General features: G+C 71.4%; 17 protein-coding genes. 8 read left to right on the forward strand and 9 right to left on the reverse strand.

The features are described 5' to 3' along the window. Positions 1 to 263: 263 nt before the first annotated feature. Positions 264 to 1607 carry a type I glutamate--ammonia ligase gene (gene glnA, locus JAP66_RS22590; protein ID WP_199433828.1) on the reverse strand — a complete coding sequence of 448 codons (1344 nt, stop codon included), beginning with the start codon at positions 1605 to 1607 and terminating at the stop codon, positions 264 to 266. Between the two features lie 23 nt (positions 1608 to 1630). Continuing rightward, positions 1631 to 2992, reverse strand: coding sequence for an MFS transporter (locus JAP66_RS22595; protein WP_199433829.1), 1362 nt, complete (start codon positions 2990 to 2992; stop codon positions 1631 to 1633). On the opposite strand from JAP66_RS22595, the gene JAP66_RS22600 reads away from it, so the two are divergent. Beyond that, complete coding sequence (locus JAP66_RS22600) at positions 2991 to 3959, forward strand: GlxA family transcriptional regulator (protein ID WP_199433830.1); 969 nt, start codon at positions 2991 to 2993, stop codon at positions 3957 to 3959. The two genes, JAP66_RS22595 and JAP66_RS22600, sit on opposite strands and share 2 nt — an antisense overlap. A 10-nt stretch (positions 3960 to 3969) precedes the next feature. After that, positions 3970 to 4662: an LppX_LprAFG lipoprotein gene (locus JAP66_RS22605; RefSeq protein ID WP_199433831.1), complete on the forward strand. Its 693-nt coding sequence runs from the start codon at positions 3970 to 3972 to the stop codon at positions 4660 to 4662. 46 nt (positions 4663 to 4708) lie between these two features. Here JAP66_RS22605 and JAP66_RS22610 read toward each other — a convergent pair whose 3' ends face one another. Beyond that, the gene (locus JAP66_RS22610; protein WP_372449004.1) at positions 4709 to 6295 is read right to left on the reverse strand and encodes an alpha/beta hydrolase; all 1587 of its coding nucleotides are present in this window, start codon (positions 6293 to 6295) and stop codon (positions 4709 to 4711) included. An 82-nt stretch (positions 6296 to 6377) separates the two neighbouring features. Here JAP66_RS22610 and secA2 point away from each other — a divergent pair, with 82 nt between their 5' ends. The 3 genes from secA2 to JAP66_RS22625 are packed head-to-tail and all read left to right on the forward strand — an operon-like array spanning position 6378 to position 11227. Then, positions 6378 to 8702 carry an accessory Sec system translocase SecA2 gene (gene secA2 / locus JAP66_RS22615; RefSeq protein ID WP_199433833.1) on the forward strand — a complete coding sequence of 775 codons (2325 nt, stop codon included), beginning with the start codon at positions 6378 to 6380 and terminating at the stop codon, positions 8700 to 8702. 58 nt (positions 8703 to 8760) lie between these two features. After that, entirely contained in the window at positions 8761 to 10485 is a 1725-nt protein-coding gene (locus JAP66_RS22620) for an NAD+ synthase (protein ID WP_199433834.1), read from the forward strand. 10 nt (positions 10486 to 10495) lie between these two features. Beyond that, positions 10496 to 11227, forward strand: coding sequence for a YqeB family protein (locus JAP66_RS22625; protein WP_199433835.1), 732 nt, complete (start codon positions 10496 to 10498; stop codon positions 11225 to 11227). A 6-nt stretch (positions 11228 to 11233) separates the two neighbouring features. Here the strand turns inward: JAP66_RS22625 and JAP66_RS22630 are convergent, their stop codons facing one another. Further along, positions 11234 to 12049, reverse strand: coding sequence for a helix-turn-helix domain-containing protein (locus JAP66_RS22630; protein ID WP_199433836.1), 816 nt, complete (start codon positions 12047 to 12049; stop codon positions 11234 to 11236). Positions 12050 to 12169: 120 nt separating this feature from the next. On the opposite strand from JAP66_RS22630, the gene JAP66_RS22635 reads away from it, so the two are divergent. Continuing rightward, entirely contained in the window at positions 12170 to 12712 is a 543-nt protein-coding gene (locus JAP66_RS22635; RefSeq protein WP_199433837.1) for a methylated-DNA--[protein]-cysteine S-methyltransferase, read from the forward strand. Between the two features lie 178 nt (positions 12713 to 12890). On the opposite strand, the gene JAP66_RS22640 is transcribed toward JAP66_RS22635, so the two are convergent. Beyond that, positions 12891 to 13550 (reverse strand): DUF998 domain-containing protein, encoded by a 660-nt coding sequence (locus tag JAP66_RS22640; RefSeq protein WP_199433838.1) that lies wholly within the window; start codon positions 13548 to 13550, stop codon positions 12891 to 12893. A 206-nt stretch (positions 13551 to 13756) separates the two neighbouring features. Here JAP66_RS22640 and panB point away from each other — a divergent pair, with 206 nt between their 5' ends. Together panB and pip are read left to right on the forward strand one after the other, a co-directional pair. Further along, a complete protein-coding gene (gene panB / locus JAP66_RS22645) occupies positions 13757 to 14632 on the forward strand; it encodes a 3-methyl-2-oxobutanoate hydroxymethyltransferase (RefSeq protein WP_199433839.1) in 876 nt (291 codons plus the stop codon). Positions 14633 to 14662: 30 nt separating this feature from the next. After that, the gene (gene pip, locus JAP66_RS22650; protein WP_199433840.1) at positions 14663 to 15622 is read left to right on the forward strand and encodes a prolyl aminopeptidase; all 960 of its coding nucleotides are present in this window, start codon (positions 14663 to 14665) and stop codon (positions 15620 to 15622) included. Between the two features lie 22 nt (positions 15623 to 15644). Here pip and JAP66_RS22655 read toward each other — a convergent pair whose 3' ends face one another. The 4 genes from JAP66_RS22655 to JAP66_RS22670 form a co-directional block, all read right to left on the reverse strand. Further along, positions 15645 to 16451 (reverse strand): ABC transporter permease, encoded by an 807-nt coding sequence (locus JAP66_RS22655; protein ID WP_199433841.1) that lies wholly within the window; start codon positions 16449 to 16451, stop codon positions 15645 to 15647. A 12-nt stretch (positions 16452 to 16463) separates the two neighbouring features. Then, entirely contained in the window at positions 16464 to 17255 is a 792-nt protein-coding gene (locus tag JAP66_RS22660; RefSeq protein ID WP_235999316.1) for an ABC transporter permease, read from the reverse strand. Between the two features lie 219 nt (positions 17256 to 17474). Then, a complete protein-coding gene (locus JAP66_RS22665) occupies positions 17475 to 18686 on the reverse strand; it encodes an ABC transporter substrate-binding protein (protein WP_199433843.1) in 1212 nt (403 codons plus the stop codon). A 13-nt stretch (positions 18687 to 18699) separates the two neighbouring features. Then, positions 18700 to 19809: an ABC transporter ATP-binding protein gene (locus tag JAP66_RS22670; RefSeq protein ID WP_199433844.1), complete on the reverse strand. Its 1110-nt coding sequence runs from the start codon at positions 19807 to 19809 to the stop codon at positions 18700 to 18702. Between the last annotated feature and the right edge of the window lie 18 nt (positions 19810 to 19827).

Genomic DNA, 19827 nt, shown 5'->3' on the forward strand with positions numbered 1-19827 from the left:
TTGAGTTCTCAAACAACACAATAAAGTGTTCCTGCCTATCCGGCCCGGAACGGCGCTCAACCTACGACTTTTAGTCGTTGACTTCGCTCGGAGGTTGTGCCCCACTTCAGGGCCGACCAGCTACGTTACCCGGTTCGGTTCGCGGTGTCAACCCGCTCGACCCGGCCGCACCTGGCGACGAAGAAAAGATTACATGCCACCGGAGGGCCCGGAAACAGGGGGGTCCGATAGCGGTGAAACCGCAGGTCAGCGGCCCTGCCGGGTTACAGCACGGGCAGCAGCGTGCGGAGCTCGTAGGGCGTCACGGCGCTGCGGTAGTTGTTCCACTCGACCCGCTTGTTGCGGAGGAAGAAGTCGTAGACGTGTTCGCCGAGCGCCTCGGGCAACAGCTCCGAGCGTTCCATCTCGGTGAGCGCCTCGCCCAGGTTCTGCGGCAGCTGTGCGTACCCGGCGGCCTTGCGCTCCGAGTCCGACAGCGACCAGATGTTGTCCTCGGCGGGCGGCGGCAGCTCGTAGCCCTTCTCGATGCCCTTCAGCCCGGCGGCGAGGATCACCGAGTACGCCAGGTAGGGGTTGCACGCCGAGTCCAGCGTGCGGATCTCCACCCGGCGTGAGGAGGCCTTGCCCGGCGAGTACATCGGCACCCGCACCAGCGCCGAGCGGTTGGCCCGGCCCCAGGAGACCGTCGTCGGGGCCTCGCCACCGCTGATCAGCCGCTTGTACGAGTTCACCCACTGGTTCGTGACCGCGGACAGCTCGCGCGCGTGATGCAGCAGCCCGGCCACGAACGCCTTGCCCGTGTCGGAGAGCTCGTACGGATCCTCCGGGCTGTAGAACGCGTTCTGGTCACCCTCGAAGAGGGACACGTGCGTGTGCATCCCGGAGCCGGCCTGGTCGGTGAACGGCTTCGGCATGAAGGTCGCCCGCACGCCCTGCATGAGAGCCACCTCCTTCACCACGTACCGGAACGTCATCACGTTGTCGGCCATCGTCAGCGCGTCGGCGTAGCGCAGGTCGATCTCCTGCTGCCCTGGCGCTCCCTCGTGGTGACTGAACTCCACCGAGATGCCCATCGCCTCGAGCGTCTCGATCGCGTGCCTGCGGAAGTGCGTCGCCGTCGCGTGGCTGGCCTGGTCGAAGTACCCGCCGTTGTCGGCGGGCTCCGGCTCGCTCCCGTCGTCGGACATGCTGGCCAGCAGGAAGAACTCAATCTCCGGGTGCACGTAGCAGGTGAACCCGGCCTCGCCTGCCTTCGAAAGCTGGCGGCGCAGCACGTGCCGGGGGTCCGCCCACGACGGCGAGCCGTCCGGCATCGCGATGTCGCAGAACATCCGTGCCGAGTAGTGCCCGCCCTCCGGCGTCTCCCACGGCAGCACCTGGAAGGTGGACGGGTCCGGCTTGGCGACCATGTCCGACTCGTACACCCGCGCGAAGCCCTCGATGGCCGAGCCGTCGAATCCGATGCCCTCGCTGAACGCGCCCTCCAGCTCGGCGGGCGCCACGGCCACGGACTTGAGAAAACCCAGCACGTCGGTGAACCAGAGCCGCACGAAGCGGATGTCGCGTTCTTCGAGCGTGCGCAGCACGAACTCCTGCTGGCGATCCATGCCGCGACCTTATGCGCGCCTTGTTAACTCGATGTTTCGGGGCCGGCGGCACGGCTGGGCGAAATGCGGAGCGAGAGCACCGCCGCCACCGCGCAGAGACCGCCTGCCGCGTACCAGGCCAGGTCGTAGGTGCCGAGCTGGTCGCGGGTGAAGCCCGCCCCGAACGCCGCGACGGCGGCCCCCACCTGGTGTGAGGCGAACACCCAGCCGAACACGATCGGGCCGCTGAGTCCGAAACGATCCCTGCACAGCGCCACGGTCGGCGGCACGGTGGCGACCCAGTCCAGTCCGTAGAAGACGATGAACGCCCACATGGGCGGCTCGGTGGTGGGCGCGAACAGCAGCGGCAGCACGAGCAGCGAGGCGCCGCGCAGCAGGTAGTAGGCACCCAGCAGCTTGCGTGGATCGACCCGGTCGGTGAGCCAGCCCGACGCGATGGTGCCCGCGATGTCGAAGATCCCGACGAGCGCCAGCAGTCCGGCCGCGGTGGTGTGCGGCATCCCGTGGTCGTGCGCCGCCGGGACGAAATGCGTGCCGATCAGCCCGTTCGTGGAGGCGCCGCAGATCGCGAACCCGCCGGCGAGCAGCCAGAACGTGCGCGACCGCGCGGCGTCCCGCAGGACCCGCACGGCGCGGGCCGCGCTGCCTCCCGCCGGCACGGCCGCCTCCACGTCGGCCGCGCCCGCACCGTAGGCGGTGGTGCCGACGTCGCTCGGCCGGTTGCGCAGCAGGAGCAGCACGACAGGCACGACCACCAGCGCCGCGCCCGAGACCGCGAGCGACGCGGGCCGCCAGCCGTGCTCGGTCGCGAGCAGCGCGACCAGCGGGAGGAAGACCAGCTGGCCCGCGGCACCCGCGGCGGTGAGCACGCCGCTGACCAGTCCGCGATGCCGGACGAACCAGCGGCTGGTGACCGTGGCGACGAAGGCGAGAGCCATCGACCCGGTGCCCGCGCCGACGAGCACGCCCCAGCACAGCAGGAGCTGCCAGCTCGCGGTCATGAACACGGTGAGCCCGCTGCCCGCGGACACGAGCAACAGCGCGCCGGAGACCACGCGGCGCATCCCCAGCCGCTCCATCAGGGCGGCCGCGAACGGTGAGATGAAGCCGTACAGCAGCAGGTTGACCGACACCGCGGCCGAGATCGTGCCGCGCGACCAGCCGAACTCCTCGTGCAGCGGATCGATGAGCACGCTCGGGGCGGCGCGGAAACCGGCCGCGCCGACCAGTGCGACGAAGGCGGCGAAGGCGACGAGCCACGCCCAGTGCAGGCGTGGTGGGACGGACGTTCGGCGGGCGTGGAGATCGGTCACGGACACAGCCTGCTGATGCGCCAGCCCCCGCACGAGTGGCCAGAATGCCAATATCTGTAAGATTCCTGCCATGCATCGGGTGGTGGTCCTGGCGATCGACGAGGTCGTCGGTTACGACATGCAGATCCCGCCACAGCTGTTCCGCTCGGCGACGCGGGCCGGACAGCCGCTCTACGACGTGCGGATCTGCGGGGTGAACGACCGGCCGGTGCGGGTGAGCGCCGGCTACACCGCCACGCTCGACCACGGCCCCGAGGCACTCGCGGAGGCCGACACGGTGATCATCCCGGGCACCCGGGTGCACGGCCCGCGCCGGGAGGGCACGCTGCCCGGCGAGATCGCCGACGCGCTCGCCCGCATCCCACGGCACGCGCGGGTCATGTCGATCTGCACCGGTGCCTTCGTGCTCGGCGCCGCGGGGATCCTCGACGGGCGGCCCGCCACCACGCACTGGGCGTACGCCGACCAGTTCCGCGACCTCTACCCCGCCGTGGACCTGGACGAGAACGTGCTGTTCGTCGACGACGGCGACGTCCTCACCTCCGCCGGGCTCGCCGCGGGCGTCGACCTCTGCCTGCACGTGCTGCGCGCCGACCACGGCAGCGACGTGGCCAACGTCGCCGCGCGCTACTGCGTGGTGCCGCCGTGGCGCGACGGCGGGCAGACCCAGTTCATCGATCGCCCGCTGCCGGGGCCGGGCGAGGGCAGCACCGCACGGACGCGGGCGTGGGCACTCGCCCGGCTCGCCGAACCGCTCGAACTCGCCACGCTCGCGGCGCACGCCAACATGAGCGTCCGGACGTTCAGCAGGCGCTTCCGCGCGGAGACCGGGCTGCCACCGAGGGCGTGGCTCACCCAGCAGCGCGTGCTGCACGCACGGCACCTGCTGGAGACGACCGACCTGCCCGTGGACCGGGTGGCCGCCGAAGCCGGCCTCGGCGGCGCGGCCTCGCTGCGGCAGCACCTGAGCGCGGCGATCGGCGTGGCGCCGCTCGCCTACCGGCGCACCTTCTCCGCCACACCGGAATCGTCCCGCTAACGTGTGCGCCATGCTCTTCCGCCGCATCGCGCTGGTACTCCTGCTCGGCGCCCTCGGCGGTTGCACGTCGGCGCCGGACACCGCAGGGCCGCTGCCCGACGGCGGGTCGCTGGTCGCGGCCTCCGCCGACGCGCTGCGCGACCTGCGAAGCGTCAGCTTCGAGTTCGCCGTGAGCGGCGCGATTCCGGGCCTCGCGGTCCGCGAGGTGACGGGCGAGGCGGCGCGCGGCGAGGGAGCGCACGGCTTCGCCCACGGTGACGTGGACGTCCAGCACACCGACGAGCGCGCCCAGTACGAGTTCCGCGTCGACGGCGGCACGCTGTACCTGACCGGATCCGACGACGAGCACACCGAACAGCCCGTGCCCGCCGGGTTCGACCCCGCGCGGCTGCTCGATCCGGAGGACGGCCTGCGCAGCCTGCTGACCGGCGCCACGAACCTGCGTACCGAGAGCCGCGAGAAGCTGGGCGAGGTGGCGACCTACCGGGTGACCGGCGAGCTTCCGGAGCACGTCGTCTCGGCGCTGGTCCCGGGCATCCGGTCAGACGCGCACGTCAAGTTCTGGGTCGCCGAGGCGGCGGGGCGTCACCTGCGGCGGATCTGGATCCAGGTGCCGCCGCGCCAGCCCAACGAGGGCGCGGTGACCCTCGAACTGGCGCTTTCCGACCACAACGCCCCGGTAGAGCCGACGCCGCCCTCGTGAGTGCGTAACGCTGTTCTAACTCGTGTCGGCACTCACGAGGCCGGGGTCAGCAGCGGGTGCCTTCCGGGGGCAGGGTGCCGTCGACGAGGTAGGCCGTACCCGCGTCGTCGATGCACGAATGGCCCTGGAGGAACACCGTGTGCTGGGTGCCCTCGAAGGTCAGCAGCCTGCCGCCCATCGCCTTGGCCAGGCTGACGCCCGCCTCGTAGGGGGTCGCCGGATCGTTCGTCGTGGAGATCACCAGTGCCGGCGGGACGCCCTCGACGTCGGGCAGGTGCGGCTCGGAGGTGTTGGGCACGGGCCAGAACGCGCAGGCGTCGCGGGCCGCGGAGTCCGGTTCGCCATCGTCGAGGAACGGCGCGACCTCCTCGTAGCGGCGCTGCGCCCTCAGCACCACGTCCCTGTCGGTGACCTGCGGATCGTCCACGCAGCGGATGGCCGTGAAGGCGTCCTGCGTGCTGGCGTACTTCCCGTTCGGGCCGCGCTCGTTGTACATGTCGGCCAGCGCCATCAGGGAGGTTCCCTGGTGCCGCTTCAGCTCGCCGAGCCCGGAGTTGAGCCGGTCCCACAGCTGCTGCCGGTAGAGCGCCTGCATCGTCGCGGTGGTGGCGTCCTCGTAGGAGAGCCTGCGCCCGTCCGCAAGATCGACCGGGTTGTCGATCAACGGCCGGACGAGGTCCTGGTACGCCTTCGTCGCGCCGGCCGGGTCGTCGCCGAGCGCGCAGTCCTGCTGCTCGGCGCACCAGGCGGCGAACTCCTCGAACGCCTTGCCGAAGCCCCTGCCCTGACCGATGAGGGACTCGACGAGATCCTGTTCGGGATCCAGCGCGCCGTCCAGCAGCAGGGCGCGGACGTTGCCGGGGAACGCCTCGGCATAGGAGTAGCCGATGCGCGTGCCATAGGAGTAGCCGAGGTAGGTCAGCCTCTCGTCGCCGAGGACGCAGCGCAGCACGTCGAGGTCCTTGACGACGTCGCGGGTACCGACGTGGGCGAGCATCTCGGCGCCGTGCTCGGTCCGCTGGGCGCACTTGGCCGCGAAGGCCCGCTCCTGCTGCTCCTGCGCGGCCACGCCCTCCGGGCTGCCGTCGACCTCGGTGTCCGTCGCCCGGTCGGCGTCGCGCTCGGCCGCGGTGAGGCACTGCACCTGTGGCTCGCTCGCCCCCACTCCGCGCGGGTCGAAGCCCACGATGTCGAACCGCTGCCCGAGGGTGCCGCCGGAGACGGCACCGGCGATCGACGCGGCCGCGGTCATCCCGGACGCGCCGGGGCCACCGGGGTTCAGCACGAGCGAGCCGATCCGGTCGCCGGAGTCGCCTGCCTCGTGGCGCAGCACGCCGACGCTGATCGTGGTGCCGCCTGGATCGCCGTAGTCCAGCGGTACCTCGAGCCGGGCGCACTCCAGTCCCTCGCCCTGGAACGCCGACCTGGCGTCCTCCGTCGTCGCGAACGGTTCGCACTCGCCCCAGTCCAGCGCCTGCGAGTAGAAGCGCTCGAGCCCCGCGGGCACCGGCCCTGCGGGCCCCGCGGCGCCGCCGGATTCCGGCTCCGACGTGCAGGCGGCCAGCCCGGCACCGAGGACCCCGATCGCGAGTAGACAAGCCGACCGGGACAGGTAGCGTTCGTGGAGGGGCACGTGACGATCGTGCCATTCGATGCGGGAACTCGAACGCACCACCACAGCGTTGAGGTTGCGGCACAGAGATGGGAGAGCACCGGTGGCGTTGTTGAGCCGGGCAGGCAGACGGTTGCGCAGAATCATCCAGCGCCCGGCCAGCGTGGAACTGACCCGTTACAAGGCACTGCTGCCCGCCGTCGAGAAGCGGGAGCCGGAGCTGGAGAAGCTCTCCGACGCCGAGCTGAGCGAGCTGGCGGCGGAGCTCCGGCACGGGGACTCCGCCGAAGACGACCAGCTCGTCGAGCTATGCGCGCTCGGCCGCGAGGCCGCCCGCCGCGCGCTGGGCGAGCGGGCCTTCGACGTGCAGTTGCTCGGCACGATGGGCCTGCTCACCGGGCACGTGGTGCAGATGGCCACCGGTGAGGGCAAGACCCTCGCCGGCGCACTGGCGGCGGCGGGGCACGCGCTGCAGGGCAGGCGCGTGCACGTCATCTCGGTCAACGACTACCTGGCCCGCCGGGACGCCGAATGGATGCGGCCGGTGTACGACCTGCTCGGCGTGTCGGTGGGCTGGGTCGAGCCGGCGCTGACGCCGGACGAGCGGCGCGCCGCCTACGACGCCGAGGTCTGCTACGGCGCGGTCAGCGAGATCGGCTTCGACGTCCTGCGCGACCGGCTGGTCACCCGCGCCGAGGACCTCGCGCAGCCGGAGCCCGAGGTCGCGATCGTCGACGAGGCCGACTCGGTGCTGGTCGACGAGGCCAGGGTGCCGCTGGTGATGGCAGGCTCGGTGGACGCGGGGGTCGCCGACGAGGAGGTCGCGAACATCGTGCGCAGGCTGCGGCTCGGCCTGCACTACGAGACCGACCCCGACGGCCGCAACGCCTGGCTCACGTCCGCGGGCGCCTCCGTGGTGGAGAAGTCGCTCGGCGGCATCGACCTCTACGACGAGTCGGGTTCGGCCCGGCTCGCGGCGGTCAACGTCGCGCTGCACGCGCACGCGCTGCTCACCAGGGACGTCGACTACCTGGTGCGGGACGACAAGGTGCAGCTCATCAACGCCTCCCGCGGCCGGGTCGCCGAGTTGCAGCGCTGGCCGGACGGTCTCCAGGCCGCGGTCGAGGCGAAGGAGCAGCTACCGCCGTCCGACCACGGCGAGATCCTCGACTCGATCACCGTGCAGGCGCTCATCGCCCGGTATCCGCGGGTGGCGGGCATGACGGGCACGGCGGTCGCGGTCGCGGAACAGCTGCGGGAGTTCTACAAGCTCGAGGTGGCGGTGATCCCGCCGAACACCCCGAACATCCGCTCGGACAAGCTGGACCGCATCTTCGCGTCACCGACCAACAAGCTGCGGGCGATCGTCGAGGAGATCCGGGCCGTGCACGAGAGCGGGCGGCCGATCCTGGTCGGCACGCAGGACGTGGCCGAGTCCGAGGAGCTGGCGGAGAAGCTGGCCAAGGTCGACCTGCCGTGTGTCGTGCTGAACGCGCGCAACGACGCCGAGGAGGCCGCAATCATCGCCGAGGCCGGCACGTACGACCGGATCACGGTCTCCACGCAGATGGCGGGCCGGGGCACCGACATCCGGCTCGGCGGTGCCGACGGGGCCGACCGGGACCGGGTGGCCGAGCTCGGCGGGCTGCACGTCATCGGCACCGCCCGGTACCCGAGCAGCAGGCTCGACGACCAGCTTCGCGGGCGCGCCGGGCGGCAGGGCGATCCCGGCAGCTCGGTGTTCTTCGCCAGCCTGAACGACGAGCTGGTGCTCGGCTATGCCCCCGACGTACCGGAGGGCATCGAGGCCGACGAGGAGACCGGCGAGGTCACCGACCCGGGCGCGCACCGCCAGATCAACCACGCCCAGCGCGTCGCCGAGGGCGTTGACCTGGAGATCCACCGCAACACCTGGCGGTACACGCGGCTGATCGAGCACCAGCGCGGCGAGGTGCTGGCGCACCGGGACAAGATCCTGCGCACGGAGCTGGCCGGCGAGCTGCTGGCCGAGGCGGAACCCGAGCGCCACGCCGAGCTGACCGAGAAGCTGGGCGAGCCGGCGGCGGTGCAGGCGTGCCGCGAGATCATGCTGTACCACCTGGACCAGCTGTGGGCGGATCACCTGGCGTTCCTCACCGATGTGCGGGAGACCATCCACCTGCGGGCGCTGGCGAGGGAGACGCCGCTGGACGAGTTCCACCGGGCGGCGATCCCCGAGTTCCGCAAGATCTCCGGCGAGGCCGAGAAGCGGTCGGCGAAGACCCTGGTCGAGGCCGAGCTCACCGACGAGGGCGTGAACCTCGTGGCGGCCGGGGTGCGCAGGCCGACGTCGACGTGGACGTACCTGGTACACGACAACCCGTTCGACTCCGACGCCGAGCAGGCGCTGAAGAAGGTGCGGGGCATGTTGCGCAAGAAGCGCACCTGAGCGAGCGAGCCCGGGCACGTGGCTGGGGCCCGGACCGGCCGTGGGGAAGAATGGCCGTATGCCGCAACTGCGTATCGCAATGGCCCAGGTGAACCCGACGGTCGGTGACCTGGCAGGCAACACCGAACTGCACGTCGAGTGGACCCGCAAGGCCGCCGTGGCTGGCGCGCACGTGGTCGTCTTCCCGGAGATGTCGCTGACCGGCTACCCCGTCGAGGACCTCTCCCTGCGCGCGACCTTCGCCGAGGCCTCCCGCACCGCGGTGCACGACCTCGCCCGGCTGCTCGACGAAGCCGGCTGCGGGGACGTACTCGCCTATGTCGGCTACCTGGACCAGGACGACGCCGGTCCGCGGGACGCGGCCGCCGCCCTCTTCCGCGGCGAGATGGCCGCTCGCCAGTACAAGCACCACCTGCCCAACTACGGCGTGTTCGACGAGCACCGCTGGTTCAAGCCGGGCGACACGCTCGACGTGGTGCGGCTGCACGGGCTCGACATCGGCATGGTGATCTGCGAGGACCTCTGGCAGGACGGCGGCCCCGTCGCCGCGCTCGGCGAGGCTGGTGCCGATCTGGTGGTGGCGCCCAACGCCTCGCCCTACGAGCGGGCCAAGGACGACGTCCGGCTGCCGCTGATCGCGCGGCGCGCTGCCGAGGCTCGCGCCCCGATCGTCTACACGAACCTGGTCGGCGGCCAGGACGACCTGGTCTTCGACGGCGACTCCATCGTCGTCGGCGCGAACGGCGAGCTGCTCGCCAGGGCGCCGCAGTTCGCCGAGGACCTGCTGCTCGTCGACCTCGACCTGCCCGCGGGCGGCCATGCGGCGGAGGGCGAGTTCGAGGGTCTCCACGTCCGCAGGCGGGTACTCGGCGCGCAGCCGCTGCCCGCCTACGACCCGTTGGCCGAACCGGCGGCGAGCGAGCCGCTGCCGGACGAGGCGGAGGTGTGGTCCGCCCTGGTCACCGGCCTGCGCGACTACGTGCACAAGAACGGCTTCCGCTCGGTGATCTTCGGCTTCTCCGGTGGCATCGACTCCGCGGTGTCCGCGGCGCTGGCCGTGGACGCGCTGGGACCGGACGCCGTGTACGGGGTCTCCATGCCGTCGGGCTACTCCACGGAGCACTCGCGTTCCGACGCGGCGGAACTGGCGCGCAGGCTCGGCTGCCACTACCGCGTGGAGCCGGTCGAGGACATGGTGCGGGTCTACGTCGACCAGCTCAAGCTGGCGGGGACGGGGCTCGCCGAGGAGAACATCCAGGCCCGCGTGCGGGGGATGCTGCTGATGGCACTGTCCAACCTGGAGGGTCATCTGGTGCTCGCCACGGGGAACAAGACGGAGATCGCCGTGGGCTACTCGACGATCTACGGTGACGCCGTCGGCGGGTTCGCACCGATCAAGGACGTGTTCAAGACCCATGTCTGGGAGCTCGCGCGCTGGCGCAACGCCGAGGCGGAGAAGCGCGGCCAGGCGCCGCCGATCCCGGAGAACTCGATCACCAAGCCGCCGTCCGCGGAGCTGCGTCCCGACCAGGTCGACACCGACTCGCTGCCCGACTACTCGCTGCTCGACGACATCCTCGACGACTACGTGGAGGGCGACCGCGGCTACGCGGACCTGCTCGCCGCGGGCTTCGATCCCGACGTGGTCGACCGGGTCGTGCGGATGGTGGACAGGGCCGAGTACAAGCGCCGCCAGTACCCGCCCGGCACCAAGATCACGTTCAAGGCGTTCGGCAGGGACCGCAGGCTGCCGATCACGAACGGCTGGCGGGAGACCCACTAGGTTCGTCCCGGTGGACCTCGGAGAACCGGCGGCGCGCCGCCCGACCGTCGTGGCGGAGCCCACGTGGGTGTTCGCCCTGCTCTGGGTGGCGTTCCCGCTGCTCGGCGCCGGCGCCGGGTGGCTGGTGCGGCTCGCCGCCGACTGGCTGGTCTCGCTGCCGTGGGCGCCGATGCAGGGGCCTGCCGAGCTCGTGTCGTCGCTGCCCGAGCCGCACGTGACCATCGGGCTGGTCGCCCTCGGCGCGCTGGCCGGCCTGGTGGTCGCCTTCCTGGCCCGGCACGAGAGCCTCACGGTCGAGGTCGCGCGCGATCGGGTGGTTCTCGCGCGCAAGGGCGCGGCGCACGAGGTCCCGGGCGAGTCGGTCGCGGCGGCGTTTCTGGACGGCAAGGACCTCGTCCTGCTCGGATCGGACACCGGGGAGCTGGCACGTGAATCCTCCGACGTGGACGCCGAACGGCTCGCGGCGGCGTTCCGGGAGCACCGGTACCGGTGGCTCGACGACGACCCTTACCGCGAGGAGTTCCGTCGCTGGGTGCCGGACACGCCCGGCCTGCCCGCCGGGGCGAACGCGCTGTTCACCGCGCGCGAACGAGCGCTGGGCCGCGGCGGCTCCGAGGAGGACGCGCGGGAGCTCCGCGACGAGCTGGCGAAGCTGGGCGTGGTGGTGCGCGATGCCGAGAAGCGGCAGTACTGGCGGCTCGCCCGGCCGGACACGGGCGGTACTTCCGAACGGGAGCGGTAGCTTCGGCTAGTGCGAGAGTGAAACTCCCTCACTCACCAGGCGGCGGAGGGCCGTGGGGGTGTGGCCGAGATGCTCGCGGACGGTCCGGGTGAGGTGCGCCTGGTCGGCGAAGCCGAGGTTGGCGGCGAGTGCGGCGAGGTTGGTCTCGCCCGCGGAGAGGCGCTCGATCACCGCGCCGACGCGGACCCGGTTGCGGTAGCGGGTCAGCGAGACACCGAGCTGACGGGGGAACGCCCGGCTCAGCCGGTACGGCGAGACACCGAGTAGCTCGGCGAGCGGGAACACGCCACGCGCCGCGGGATGCCCGGCCGCAATGGCCTCCCGCGCCGCCGCGACCAGCGTCCCGTCGCGTGCCCGCGCACCGTCCGGCAGCGGCCCCTCGACGACCTGCCGCACGGCGAGCGCCAGCAGGCCGAGCAACTCCTCCGCGAGCGCGAACTCCGCGTCCCCGGCCGCCGCCAGGAAGCGGCGGTGGGCCAGCTCCAGCCGCGCGTCGACGTACACCGCCGGGCGGTCCGGCCGCGCGCGCTCACCCGCCATCGCGCGCCACAGCCACGGTGCCAGCCGCACCGACGTGCACACGTCGCCCCCGGCGGGATGCGCGAACTCCTCCTCGTCACCGGGCACCATGACGTAGCCGAGCGCCGGATCGACGTCGGTCACCACGCCCCGGCACCGCTTCCGGAACCGGCCGCGGCGGACGAGCACGACGCCGTACTCGCCGCGGGGTTCGGGGCCCGACCACCCGGCCTCCTCTCCCCGGCAGCGCACCCCGCTGACCGTGCAGCCGGGCAGGGCGGCGAGTTCGACGACTGAGTGCACGTCCGCACGCTACGCCCGGCCCACGACAGTCCCGGTCCGGCGCGACCGCAAGAATCTGCAAGACAAGCGGCCCGGTGCGAGGCAGGATCAGGGGCAGCGCACGCGGCGGAAAGGCGAGCCATGACAGCACCCGGTTTCGCGGTCTTCGACACCGCGATCGGCCACTGCGGCATCGCGTGGCGCGAGCACGTCATCATCGGCAGCCGGCTGCCCGAGGGTGGCGCGGCCCGGACGCGGGCCCGCCTGCTCGAACGGTTCCCGGACGGCACCGAGCAGGTGCCGCCGCCGGCCGTCCGGCACACGATCGAAGCCGTGACCGCGCTGCTGCGCGGCGAGGCCGCCGACCTCTCCGGCGCGGTCCTCGACATGTCCGGCGTGCCGCCGTTCCACCGCCGCGTCTACGAGCTCGCGCGCACCGTCCCGCCGGGCGCGACGCTGACCTACGGCGAGATCGCGCAGCGCCTGGGCGAGCCGGGAGCGGCCCGCGCGGTCGGGCAGGCACTCGGGAACAACCCGTTCGCGCCGATCGTGCCGTGTCACCGCGTGCTCGCCGCGGGCGGCCGGACCGGCGGCTTCTCCGCCACCGGGGGCACCGCCACCAAGCTGCGAATGCTCGACATCGAGAACGCGCACGCCGAGGCGCCCACCCTCTTCCGGCTCTGAGAGCCTGTCCTTGATCCCACGGAGATCCCACGGAGGCGCGGCGTTGTGCCTGGTCACCACTCGTGAGTGCGCAAGCGAGTTAGAACACGGCTCCGCACTCACGACCGGTGACCTGCGGAAACAGCGCGCCCTGGTCCGTTGCAGCAGGTTCGAAGACAGCCTCTGACCGCGGCGGCGCTCAGTCCGTCCCGCCGGGCACCCGGCCCGCGGTGAGCAGGTAGGCCGCGCCCGCGCAGATCACCGCCAGCAGGGTCACGAGCTGGACGCGCCCGACGATACCGGCGAAGTGGCCGGGTTCGAGCAACACGACCGCGAGCCACGCCAGCACCTCGATCGCGAACGCCACCGCGGCCAGCGTCCGCCAGCCGCGCGGCCACCACAGCATCAGGCTCAGCGCACCCACGATGTAGGCCAGGTTCAGCAGCGTGGACGCCGCCTCGTGTACCCGGTGCCCGGCCGAGGGGTCGGCGCACACCTCGCCCGCCGAGGCCGCGCAGTCGAGCGGGAACGCGGCGCGCAGGACCAGGAGCAGGCCGACCGCGAAGACGACGCCGACCGTGAGCCGCGCCTGCCGGTGCACCGGCGCCAGCCGCAGCAGCGGCGGGCTCGCCAGAATCAGCGCGAGCCCGGCGACCAGTTCGGCGGCGCGGAAGACGACGCCATGGGGCCGGCCCGCTGCGCCGAGCTCGCCCGGTGGCGCGTGCAGCGGCGACAACCCGGTGTCCAGCCCGAACTGCACCAGCCAGCCGAGGAGGGCGAGGGTGCCGGTCGCGAGCAGCGACACGGTCACCGCGCGAACCGCCCCCAGCGTGGCCGGGCGGTGGAAGACCGGCGCCATGGCGAAGTGCTTACCACGACGTCGGTGTCCGTGGGCAGCAAAGAACGTCACCGGATTGATCACGGCCCGGCTGCGGCGGAACCGGCTTCGTGTGAACCTGGTCGCAGGGGCTTTGAGCCCACCCTCCCCGGTGCGACGCTTTGCTCAGCAACGATCCACGACCCGGGGACCTCTCCAAGGCCTCGAGGGAAGGACGGTCGACAACGATGTCCAACGCTGAAAAGGGGGGCGCAGGCGAGGTCGCCGCCCCGTACGGTTCGGGTGCCTCGGCGCAGGCCACGCCGCGCAAGAGGGTTCGCATCCATCACCTCCTCGAGCTCAAGGAACGCGGCGAGCCGTGGCCCATGCTCACCGCCTACGACATGTACACGGCCCAGCTGTTCGACGAGGCGGGCATTCCGGTGCTGCTGGTCGGTGACTCGGCTGCCAACAACGTGTTCGGCTACGACACCTCGCTGCCGGTGACCGTGGACGAGCTGCTGCCGCTGGTTCGTGCGGTCACCCGCTCCACCGAGCGGGCGCTCGTCGTCGCCGACCTGCCGTTCGGGTCCTACCAGCTCTCCCCGCAGCAGGCGCTGGAGACATCGGTGCGGTTCATGAAGGAAGGCCGCGCGCACGCCGTGAAGCTCGAGGGCGGGCAGAAGTTCGCGCCGCACGTCGAGGCGCTCACCTCGGCCGGGGTGCCCGTGATGGGCCACATCGGCTTCACCCCGCAGAGCGAGCACAACCTGGGCGGCTACCGCGTGCAGGGTCGCGGCGCCGCCGGGGACGAGCTGCTCGTCGACGCGGTGGCGCTGCAGGAGGCCGGCGCGTTCTCCGTCGTGATGGAGATGGTGCCCGCCGAGGTGGCGAAGCGGATCACGCACGAGCTGCGCATCCCCACGATCGGCATCGGCGCCGGGTCCGACTGCGACGCGCAGGTGCTGGTCTGGCAGGACATGGCGGGCCTGCGGCGTGGTAAGTCGCCCCGTTTCGTCAAGCGCTACGCCGACCTGGCCGGTGCGCTCTCCGGCGCGGCGCAGGCGTTCGCGGACGAGGTGCGCCGCGGCGAGTTCCCGGCCGCGGAGCACGCCTTCCACTGAGCCGGGCGGGGCGTAGGGCAGGGTGGCGGCATGCACGAGCTGTACCCGCCCATCCGGCCCTACGCCGAGGACATGCTCGACGTCGGCGACGGCAACCAGGTCTTCTGGGAGGTCAGCGGCAACCCGGACGGCAGGCCGGTGGTCGTCCTGCACGGCGGTCCCGGCAGCGGCAGCGCCCCGCTGACCCGCAGGCACTTCGATCCCCGCCGCTACCGCATCGTGCTGTTCGACCAGCGTGGTGCGGGCCGCAGCACGCCGCACGTGACCGAGCCGGGCGCCGACCTCTCGGTCAACACCACCTGGCATCTGGTCGCCGACATGGAGCGGCTGCGCGAGCACCTGGGCATCGACCGCTGGCAGCTCTTCGGCGGCTCGTGGGGCGCCACGCTCGCGCTCGCCTACGCCCAGACCCACCCGGAGCGGGTCACCGAGATCGTGCTCCGCGGGGTGTTCACCGTCCGCCGCCGGGAGCTGGACTGGATCTACAACGGCGGCGCCGCGCACCTGTTCCCCGAGGAATGGGCGGACTACCTCGCGCCCCTCGCCGGCACCGAGGACGGCGACCTGCTCGCCGCCTACCGGCGGCTGCTCGACGATCCGGACCCCGCGGTGCGCGAACGGGCCGCGATCGCCTGGAGCGCCTGGGAGGGCGCGATCGTGTCGATGGTGCCGCAGCGCGGCTATCGCACCGGCTACAGCGCGCCGTCGTTCGCCGTGCCGTTCGCGCGCCTGGCCCTGCACTACTTCGTCCACGGCGCCTGGCTGGACGACGGCGCGCTGATCCGCGACGCGGGCAGGCTGGCCGGGATTCCCGGTGTCCTCGTGCAGGGCCGCTACGACGCCGTGTGCCCGCCGTCGACGGCCTACGAGCTGCACCGGGCCTGGCCGGGCTCGGAGCTGGTGCTGCTCGACGGCGCCGGGCACGCGGTGACGGACCCGGGGGTGCTGGCGGCGCTGCGGACCGCGACCGACCGTTTCGCGTGCGCGTGAAGCCGGTGCCGCCGCCCGCGCATCACAGCCGCCCGCCGCTGGCGGTGTCACCGGAGAGCCGCTGCGCCAGGTAGACCGGGACCGTGGACGCCACGATCAGTACCGCGGCCACCACGTTCACGACCGGCGCCTGGTTCGGCCGGAACAGGTTGTTCAGGATCCAGATCGGCAGCGTCTCCAGGCCGGCGCCGAGGGTGAACGTAGTCACGATGATCTCGTCGAAGGACAGCGCGAACGCCAGCAGGCCGCCCGCGAGCAGCGCCGAGCGCAGCATCGGGAAGGTGACCAGCCGGAACGTGGTGAGCCCGTTGGCACCGAGGTCCATCGACGCCTCCTCGAAGTTGCCGCCGAGCCTGCGCAGCCGCGCGATCACGTTGTTGAAGACCACGACGATGCAGAACGTCGCGTGCGCGACGACGACGGTGAACAGCCCGAGGTCGATGCCGAGGACCGTGCGGAACGCGTTGTTGAGCGCGATGCCGGTGACGATGCCGGGCAGCGCGATCGGCAGGATGATCAGCAGCGAGATCGAGTCGCGCCCGAAGAAACGGTAGCGCTGCAGGGCGAACGCGGCCATCGTGCCGAGTACGAGCGCGATCGACGTCGCGGCGAGGCCGGCCCGCACGCTCGTCCACAGTGCGCTGCGCGCGCCCTCGTTGCCGATCGCCCTGCGCCACCATTCCAACGTGAGCTCCGAGGGCGGCCAGCCGAAGGTGGTGTCGGCGTTGACCGAGTTCAGCAGCACCACGAGCAGCGGGAAGTAGATCACGCCGAGGCCCAGCACGAGCGCTCCGAACAGGACGAGCCTGGTGGTTCTGGAAACCGTCATGGCGCGGCGCTCCTAGAGGTTGTCCAGCGCGCCGGTCCGGCGCACCGCGGCGAGGTAGCCGAGCATGATGACGACCGGCACGGTGGCGACGGTCGCGGCGAAGGGCAGGTTGTTGGCGGCACCGATGTTGTCGTAGACGACGTTGCCGAGCATCTGGTTGGCCCCGCCGACGATCCGCACCGAGATGTAGTCGCCGAGGGAGAGCGAGAACGTGAAGATCGAACCTGCGACGATCGCCGGGAAGGTCAGCGGCAGCACCACCGAGCGGAACGCCCGCCACGGCCGGGCACCGAGGTCTCCCGCGGCGTCCAGCAGGGAGGCGGGCAGCCGTTCCAGCCCGGCGTAGATCGGCAGGATCATGTACGGCAGCCAGAGATAGGACAGCGTCAGCACGGTGGCGAGCAGGCCGTAGCCCGGACTGTCCAGACCGAACGGTGCGAGCAGCCAGTCGATCACGCCGTTGCCGGAGAGCATGACCCGCCACGAGTAGGCCTTGACGAGGTAGCTGGCCCACAACGGGGTCATCACGGCGATCACCAGGATGCGCTGGGCACGCGGTGAGCAGAACTTGGCCATGACGAAGGCCATCGGGAACGCCAGCACGGCGTCGATCAGGGTCACCAGTGCCGCGATGCCGATGGTGCGCAGCGTGATCGTGCGGTAGACCTCGTCGGTGAACAGCGTGCGGAAGTTCTCCAGCGTCCACTCCCGCACGACCTGTCCGGTGAAGGAGTCGGTGTGCCAGAAGGCGGTGGCGAACAGGGCCGCGAGCGCGCCGAGGTAGGCCAGCCCGAGCCAGAGCATCGGCGCGGAGAGCAGCAGCCCGAGGCGCAGCCGCGGCCTGCGGCGCAGGAAGCTCGACGCCGAGTCGAGCGCCCTGCCGCGCCGTGGTGGTGCCGGCGCCGGTGGGGTTGGCGCCGGTGGCGTGGGCGTCGTGGTAGTCATCATCATCCCCGCAGGTCACGCTCGTGAGTGCGCACACGAGTTCTAACTCGCGTGCGCACTCACGAGCCCGCTGGCCGGTCAGCCCTTGATTTCGGTCCACGCGCGGGTCCACTCGCCGTAGTCCTTGCACTTCACGTCGGTGCGCCCGTCGATGCACTGCTCGATCGGCGTGGTCCAGTACCAGATCTTCGACGCGTAGTCGGCGTCACCGGCGTGGTAGTTGTCGCAGTGCTTCGCGTCCTCGGTCAGCTCGCACGCCTTCGGGTTCGCGGGCGCCTCGCCGAAGTACTCGGCCACCTGCGCGTTGGCCTCCGGACTGATGATGTGGTTCAGCCACTTGTACGCGCACGTCTTGCGCTCCGAGGAGGCCGACACCATCCAGGTGTCCGACCAGCCGGTGGCGCCCTCCGACGGCAGTACCGAGTCCACCGGGGCGCCCTCACCCGCGGTGAGGTTCACCGTGACCTGCCACGCGGTGCCGGCCACGACGTCGCCGCTCTTCAGCGCCTGGCTCTCCTTCAGGTAGTCCGACCAGTACTCGTTCACCATCGGCCGCTGCTTCTTCAGCAGGTCGACCGCGGCGTTGAACTGCTTGTCGTCCAGCGCGTACGGGTTCTCGATGCCGAGTTCCGGCTGGTGCTTCATCAGGTACAGCGCGGCGTCGGCGATGTAGATCGGCGAGTCGTACGCGGTGATCTTGCCCTTGTACGGCGAGTTCTCGTCGAACACGACCGACCACGAGTCCGGCACGGACTCGACCTTGTCGGTGCGGTAGGCCAGCACGTTCGCGCCCCACCCGTGCGGCACCCCGTAGGAGGTACCGTCGACGCTGTTCCACGTCTTGTTCTTGAGGAAGTCGTACACGTCGGCGTAGTTCGGGATGAGGTCGGTGTTGACCGGCTCGACGTTCCCGGCGGCGACGAGCCGCAGCGACGCGTCCCCGGAGGCGGAGACAACGTCGTACTCCCCCGTCTTCATCAGGTTCACGGCCTCGTCGGAGGTGCCGAACGGCTTGACGTTGACCTGGCAGCCGGTCTCCTCCTCGAACGGCGTCACCCAGTCGACGGCCGGGTCGTTGGAACCGTCCTCGGCATAGCCGGGCCACGCGAGGATGTTGAGCTGGCCCTCCGGCTCCCCCAGCTCCTGCAGTGCGGCGAGATCCGGCGGCTGGAACCCCTGGCCACCCGGCGCGCCCTGCGACGAGGTCTCTCCCGCGGTACCGCACGCGGCGACGGCCGTGCCCGCGCACAGCAGCCCCGCCAGCAGGCTGATCGACTTCCTCTTCCTCATTGGTGTCTCCTGTTCACCTGTGGGTTTCTCCGCTTCCTTCGGACACGCGGAAGCTGTGTTCCTGCCGCCAGACGAGGCGGACCCTGCTGCCCTCGAGAGCCGGCGCACCGGCGGCCGTGCCCTCGTTCTGCCGCACGACGGAGAGCTGGCCGCCCGCGTCGAGCGCCACCTCGTAGCGGACCGTTGCGCCCGCGTAGACGACGCCGGTGACGGTGCCCGTCGCGCCGGTCTCGCCGTCCCGCGCCGGCACCGCGAGATCGGTGTCGACGCGGATCTTCTCCGGCCGGATGCTGTAGACGCCGCGGCTGCCGATCACCTGCTCCGCCCCGCGGCCGCTGAGCAGGTTGGACGTGCCGACGAAACCGGCGACGAACGCGCTGGCCGGGCGCTCGTACACCTCGGCCGGTGTGCCGACCTGCTCGATCAGCCCGTCGTTGAACACGGCGATCCGGTCGCTCATCGTCAGCGCCTCGTCCTGGTCGTGGGTGACGAAGACGAACGTGATGCCGACCTCGCGCTGGATCTGCTTCAGCTCGATCTGCATGGCCTGCCGCAGCTTGAGGTCGAGCGCTCCGAGCGGCTCGTCGAGCAGCAGCACCCTCGGCCGGTTGACCAGCGCCCTGGCCAGCGCCACCCGCTGCCGCTGCCCGCCAGAGAGCTGACCGGGTTTGCGCTGCGCGAGCTCCTGCAGCCGGACGGTTCGCAACGCCTCGAGCGCGCGTTCCCTGCGGCGTGCCCTCGGCACCCGCTTCACCCGCAGGCCGTACTCGACGTTGCCGATCACGTTCATGTGCGGGAACAGCGCGTAGTCCTGGAACACCGTATTGACGTCCCGCTGGAACGGGGCGAGCCTGCTGACGTCCCGGCCGGCCAGCTCGACGGTGCCGCTGGTGGGCAGTTCGAATCCGGCGATCATCCGCAGCACGGTGGTCTTGCCCGAGCCGGAAGGCCCGAGCATGGAGAAGAACTCGCCGCGCGCGATGTCGAGGTCAATCCCGTCCACCGCGGTCACCGCGCCGAACGACTTGCGCAGCGCGCGCAGCCGTACGGCGGGGCCGGTTCCGGCGTCCTCGCGGTCCCCGGCAGGGGCCGGCGCGACTGACGGCGCCTGGTTCGGCGACATGATGGTTGCCATCCTTTC

Source organism: Qaidamihabitans albus (assembly GCF_016464705.1).
Taxonomy (GTDB): Bacteria; Actinomycetota; Actinomycetes; order Mycobacteriales; family Pseudonocardiaceae; genus Qaidamihabitans; species Qaidamihabitans albus.

Coding starts and splice junctions, on each gene's coding strand:
- glnA (WP_199433828.1), bottom strand. CDS start 1,607: ATGGATCGCCAGCAGGAGTTCGTGCTGCGCACGCTCGAAGAACGCGAC.
- JAP66_RS22600 (WP_199433830.1), top strand. CDS start 2,991: ATGCATCGGGTGGTGGTCCTGGCGATCGACGAGGTCGTCGGTTACGAC.
- JAP66_RS22595 (WP_199433829.1), bottom strand. CDS start 2,992: ATGGCAGGAATCTTACAGATATTGGCATTCTGGCCACTCGTGCGGGGG.
- JAP66_RS22605 (WP_199433831.1), top strand. CDS start 3,970: ATGCTCTTCCGCCGCATCGCGCTGGTACTCCTGCTCGGCGCCCTCGGC.
- JAP66_RS22620 (WP_199433834.1), top strand. CDS start 8,761: ATGCCGCAACTGCGTATCGCAATGGCCCAGGTGAACCCGACGGTCGGT.
- JAP66_RS22635 (WP_199433837.1), top strand. CDS start 12,170: ATGACAGCACCCGGTTTCGCGGTCTTCGACACCGCGATCGGCCACTGC.
- JAP66_RS22640 (WP_199433838.1), bottom strand. CDS start 13,550: ATGGCGCCGGTCTTCCACCGCCCGGCCACGCTGGGGGCGGTTCGCGCG.
- panB (WP_199433839.1), top strand. CDS start 13,757: ATGTCCAACGCTGAAAAGGGGGGCGCAGGCGAGGTCGCCGCCCCGTAC.
- pip (WP_199433840.1), top strand. CDS start 14,663: ATGCACGAGCTGTACCCGCCCATCCGGCCCTACGCCGAGGACATGCTC.
- JAP66_RS22655 (WP_199433841.1), bottom strand. CDS start 16,451: ATGACGGTTTCCAGAACCACCAGGCTCGTCCTGTTCGGAGCGCTCGTG.
- JAP66_RS22660 (WP_235999316.1), bottom strand. CDS start 17,255: ATGCTCTGGCTCGGGCTGGCCTACCTCGGCGCGCTCGCGGCCCTGTTC.
- JAP66_RS22665 (WP_199433843.1), bottom strand. CDS start 18,686: ATGAGGAAGAGGAAGTCGATCAGCCTGCTGGCGGGGCTGCTGTGCGCG.
- JAP66_RS22670 (WP_199433844.1), bottom strand. CDS start 19,809: ATGTCGCCGAACCAGGCGCCGTCAGTCGCGCCGGCCCCTGCCGGGGAC.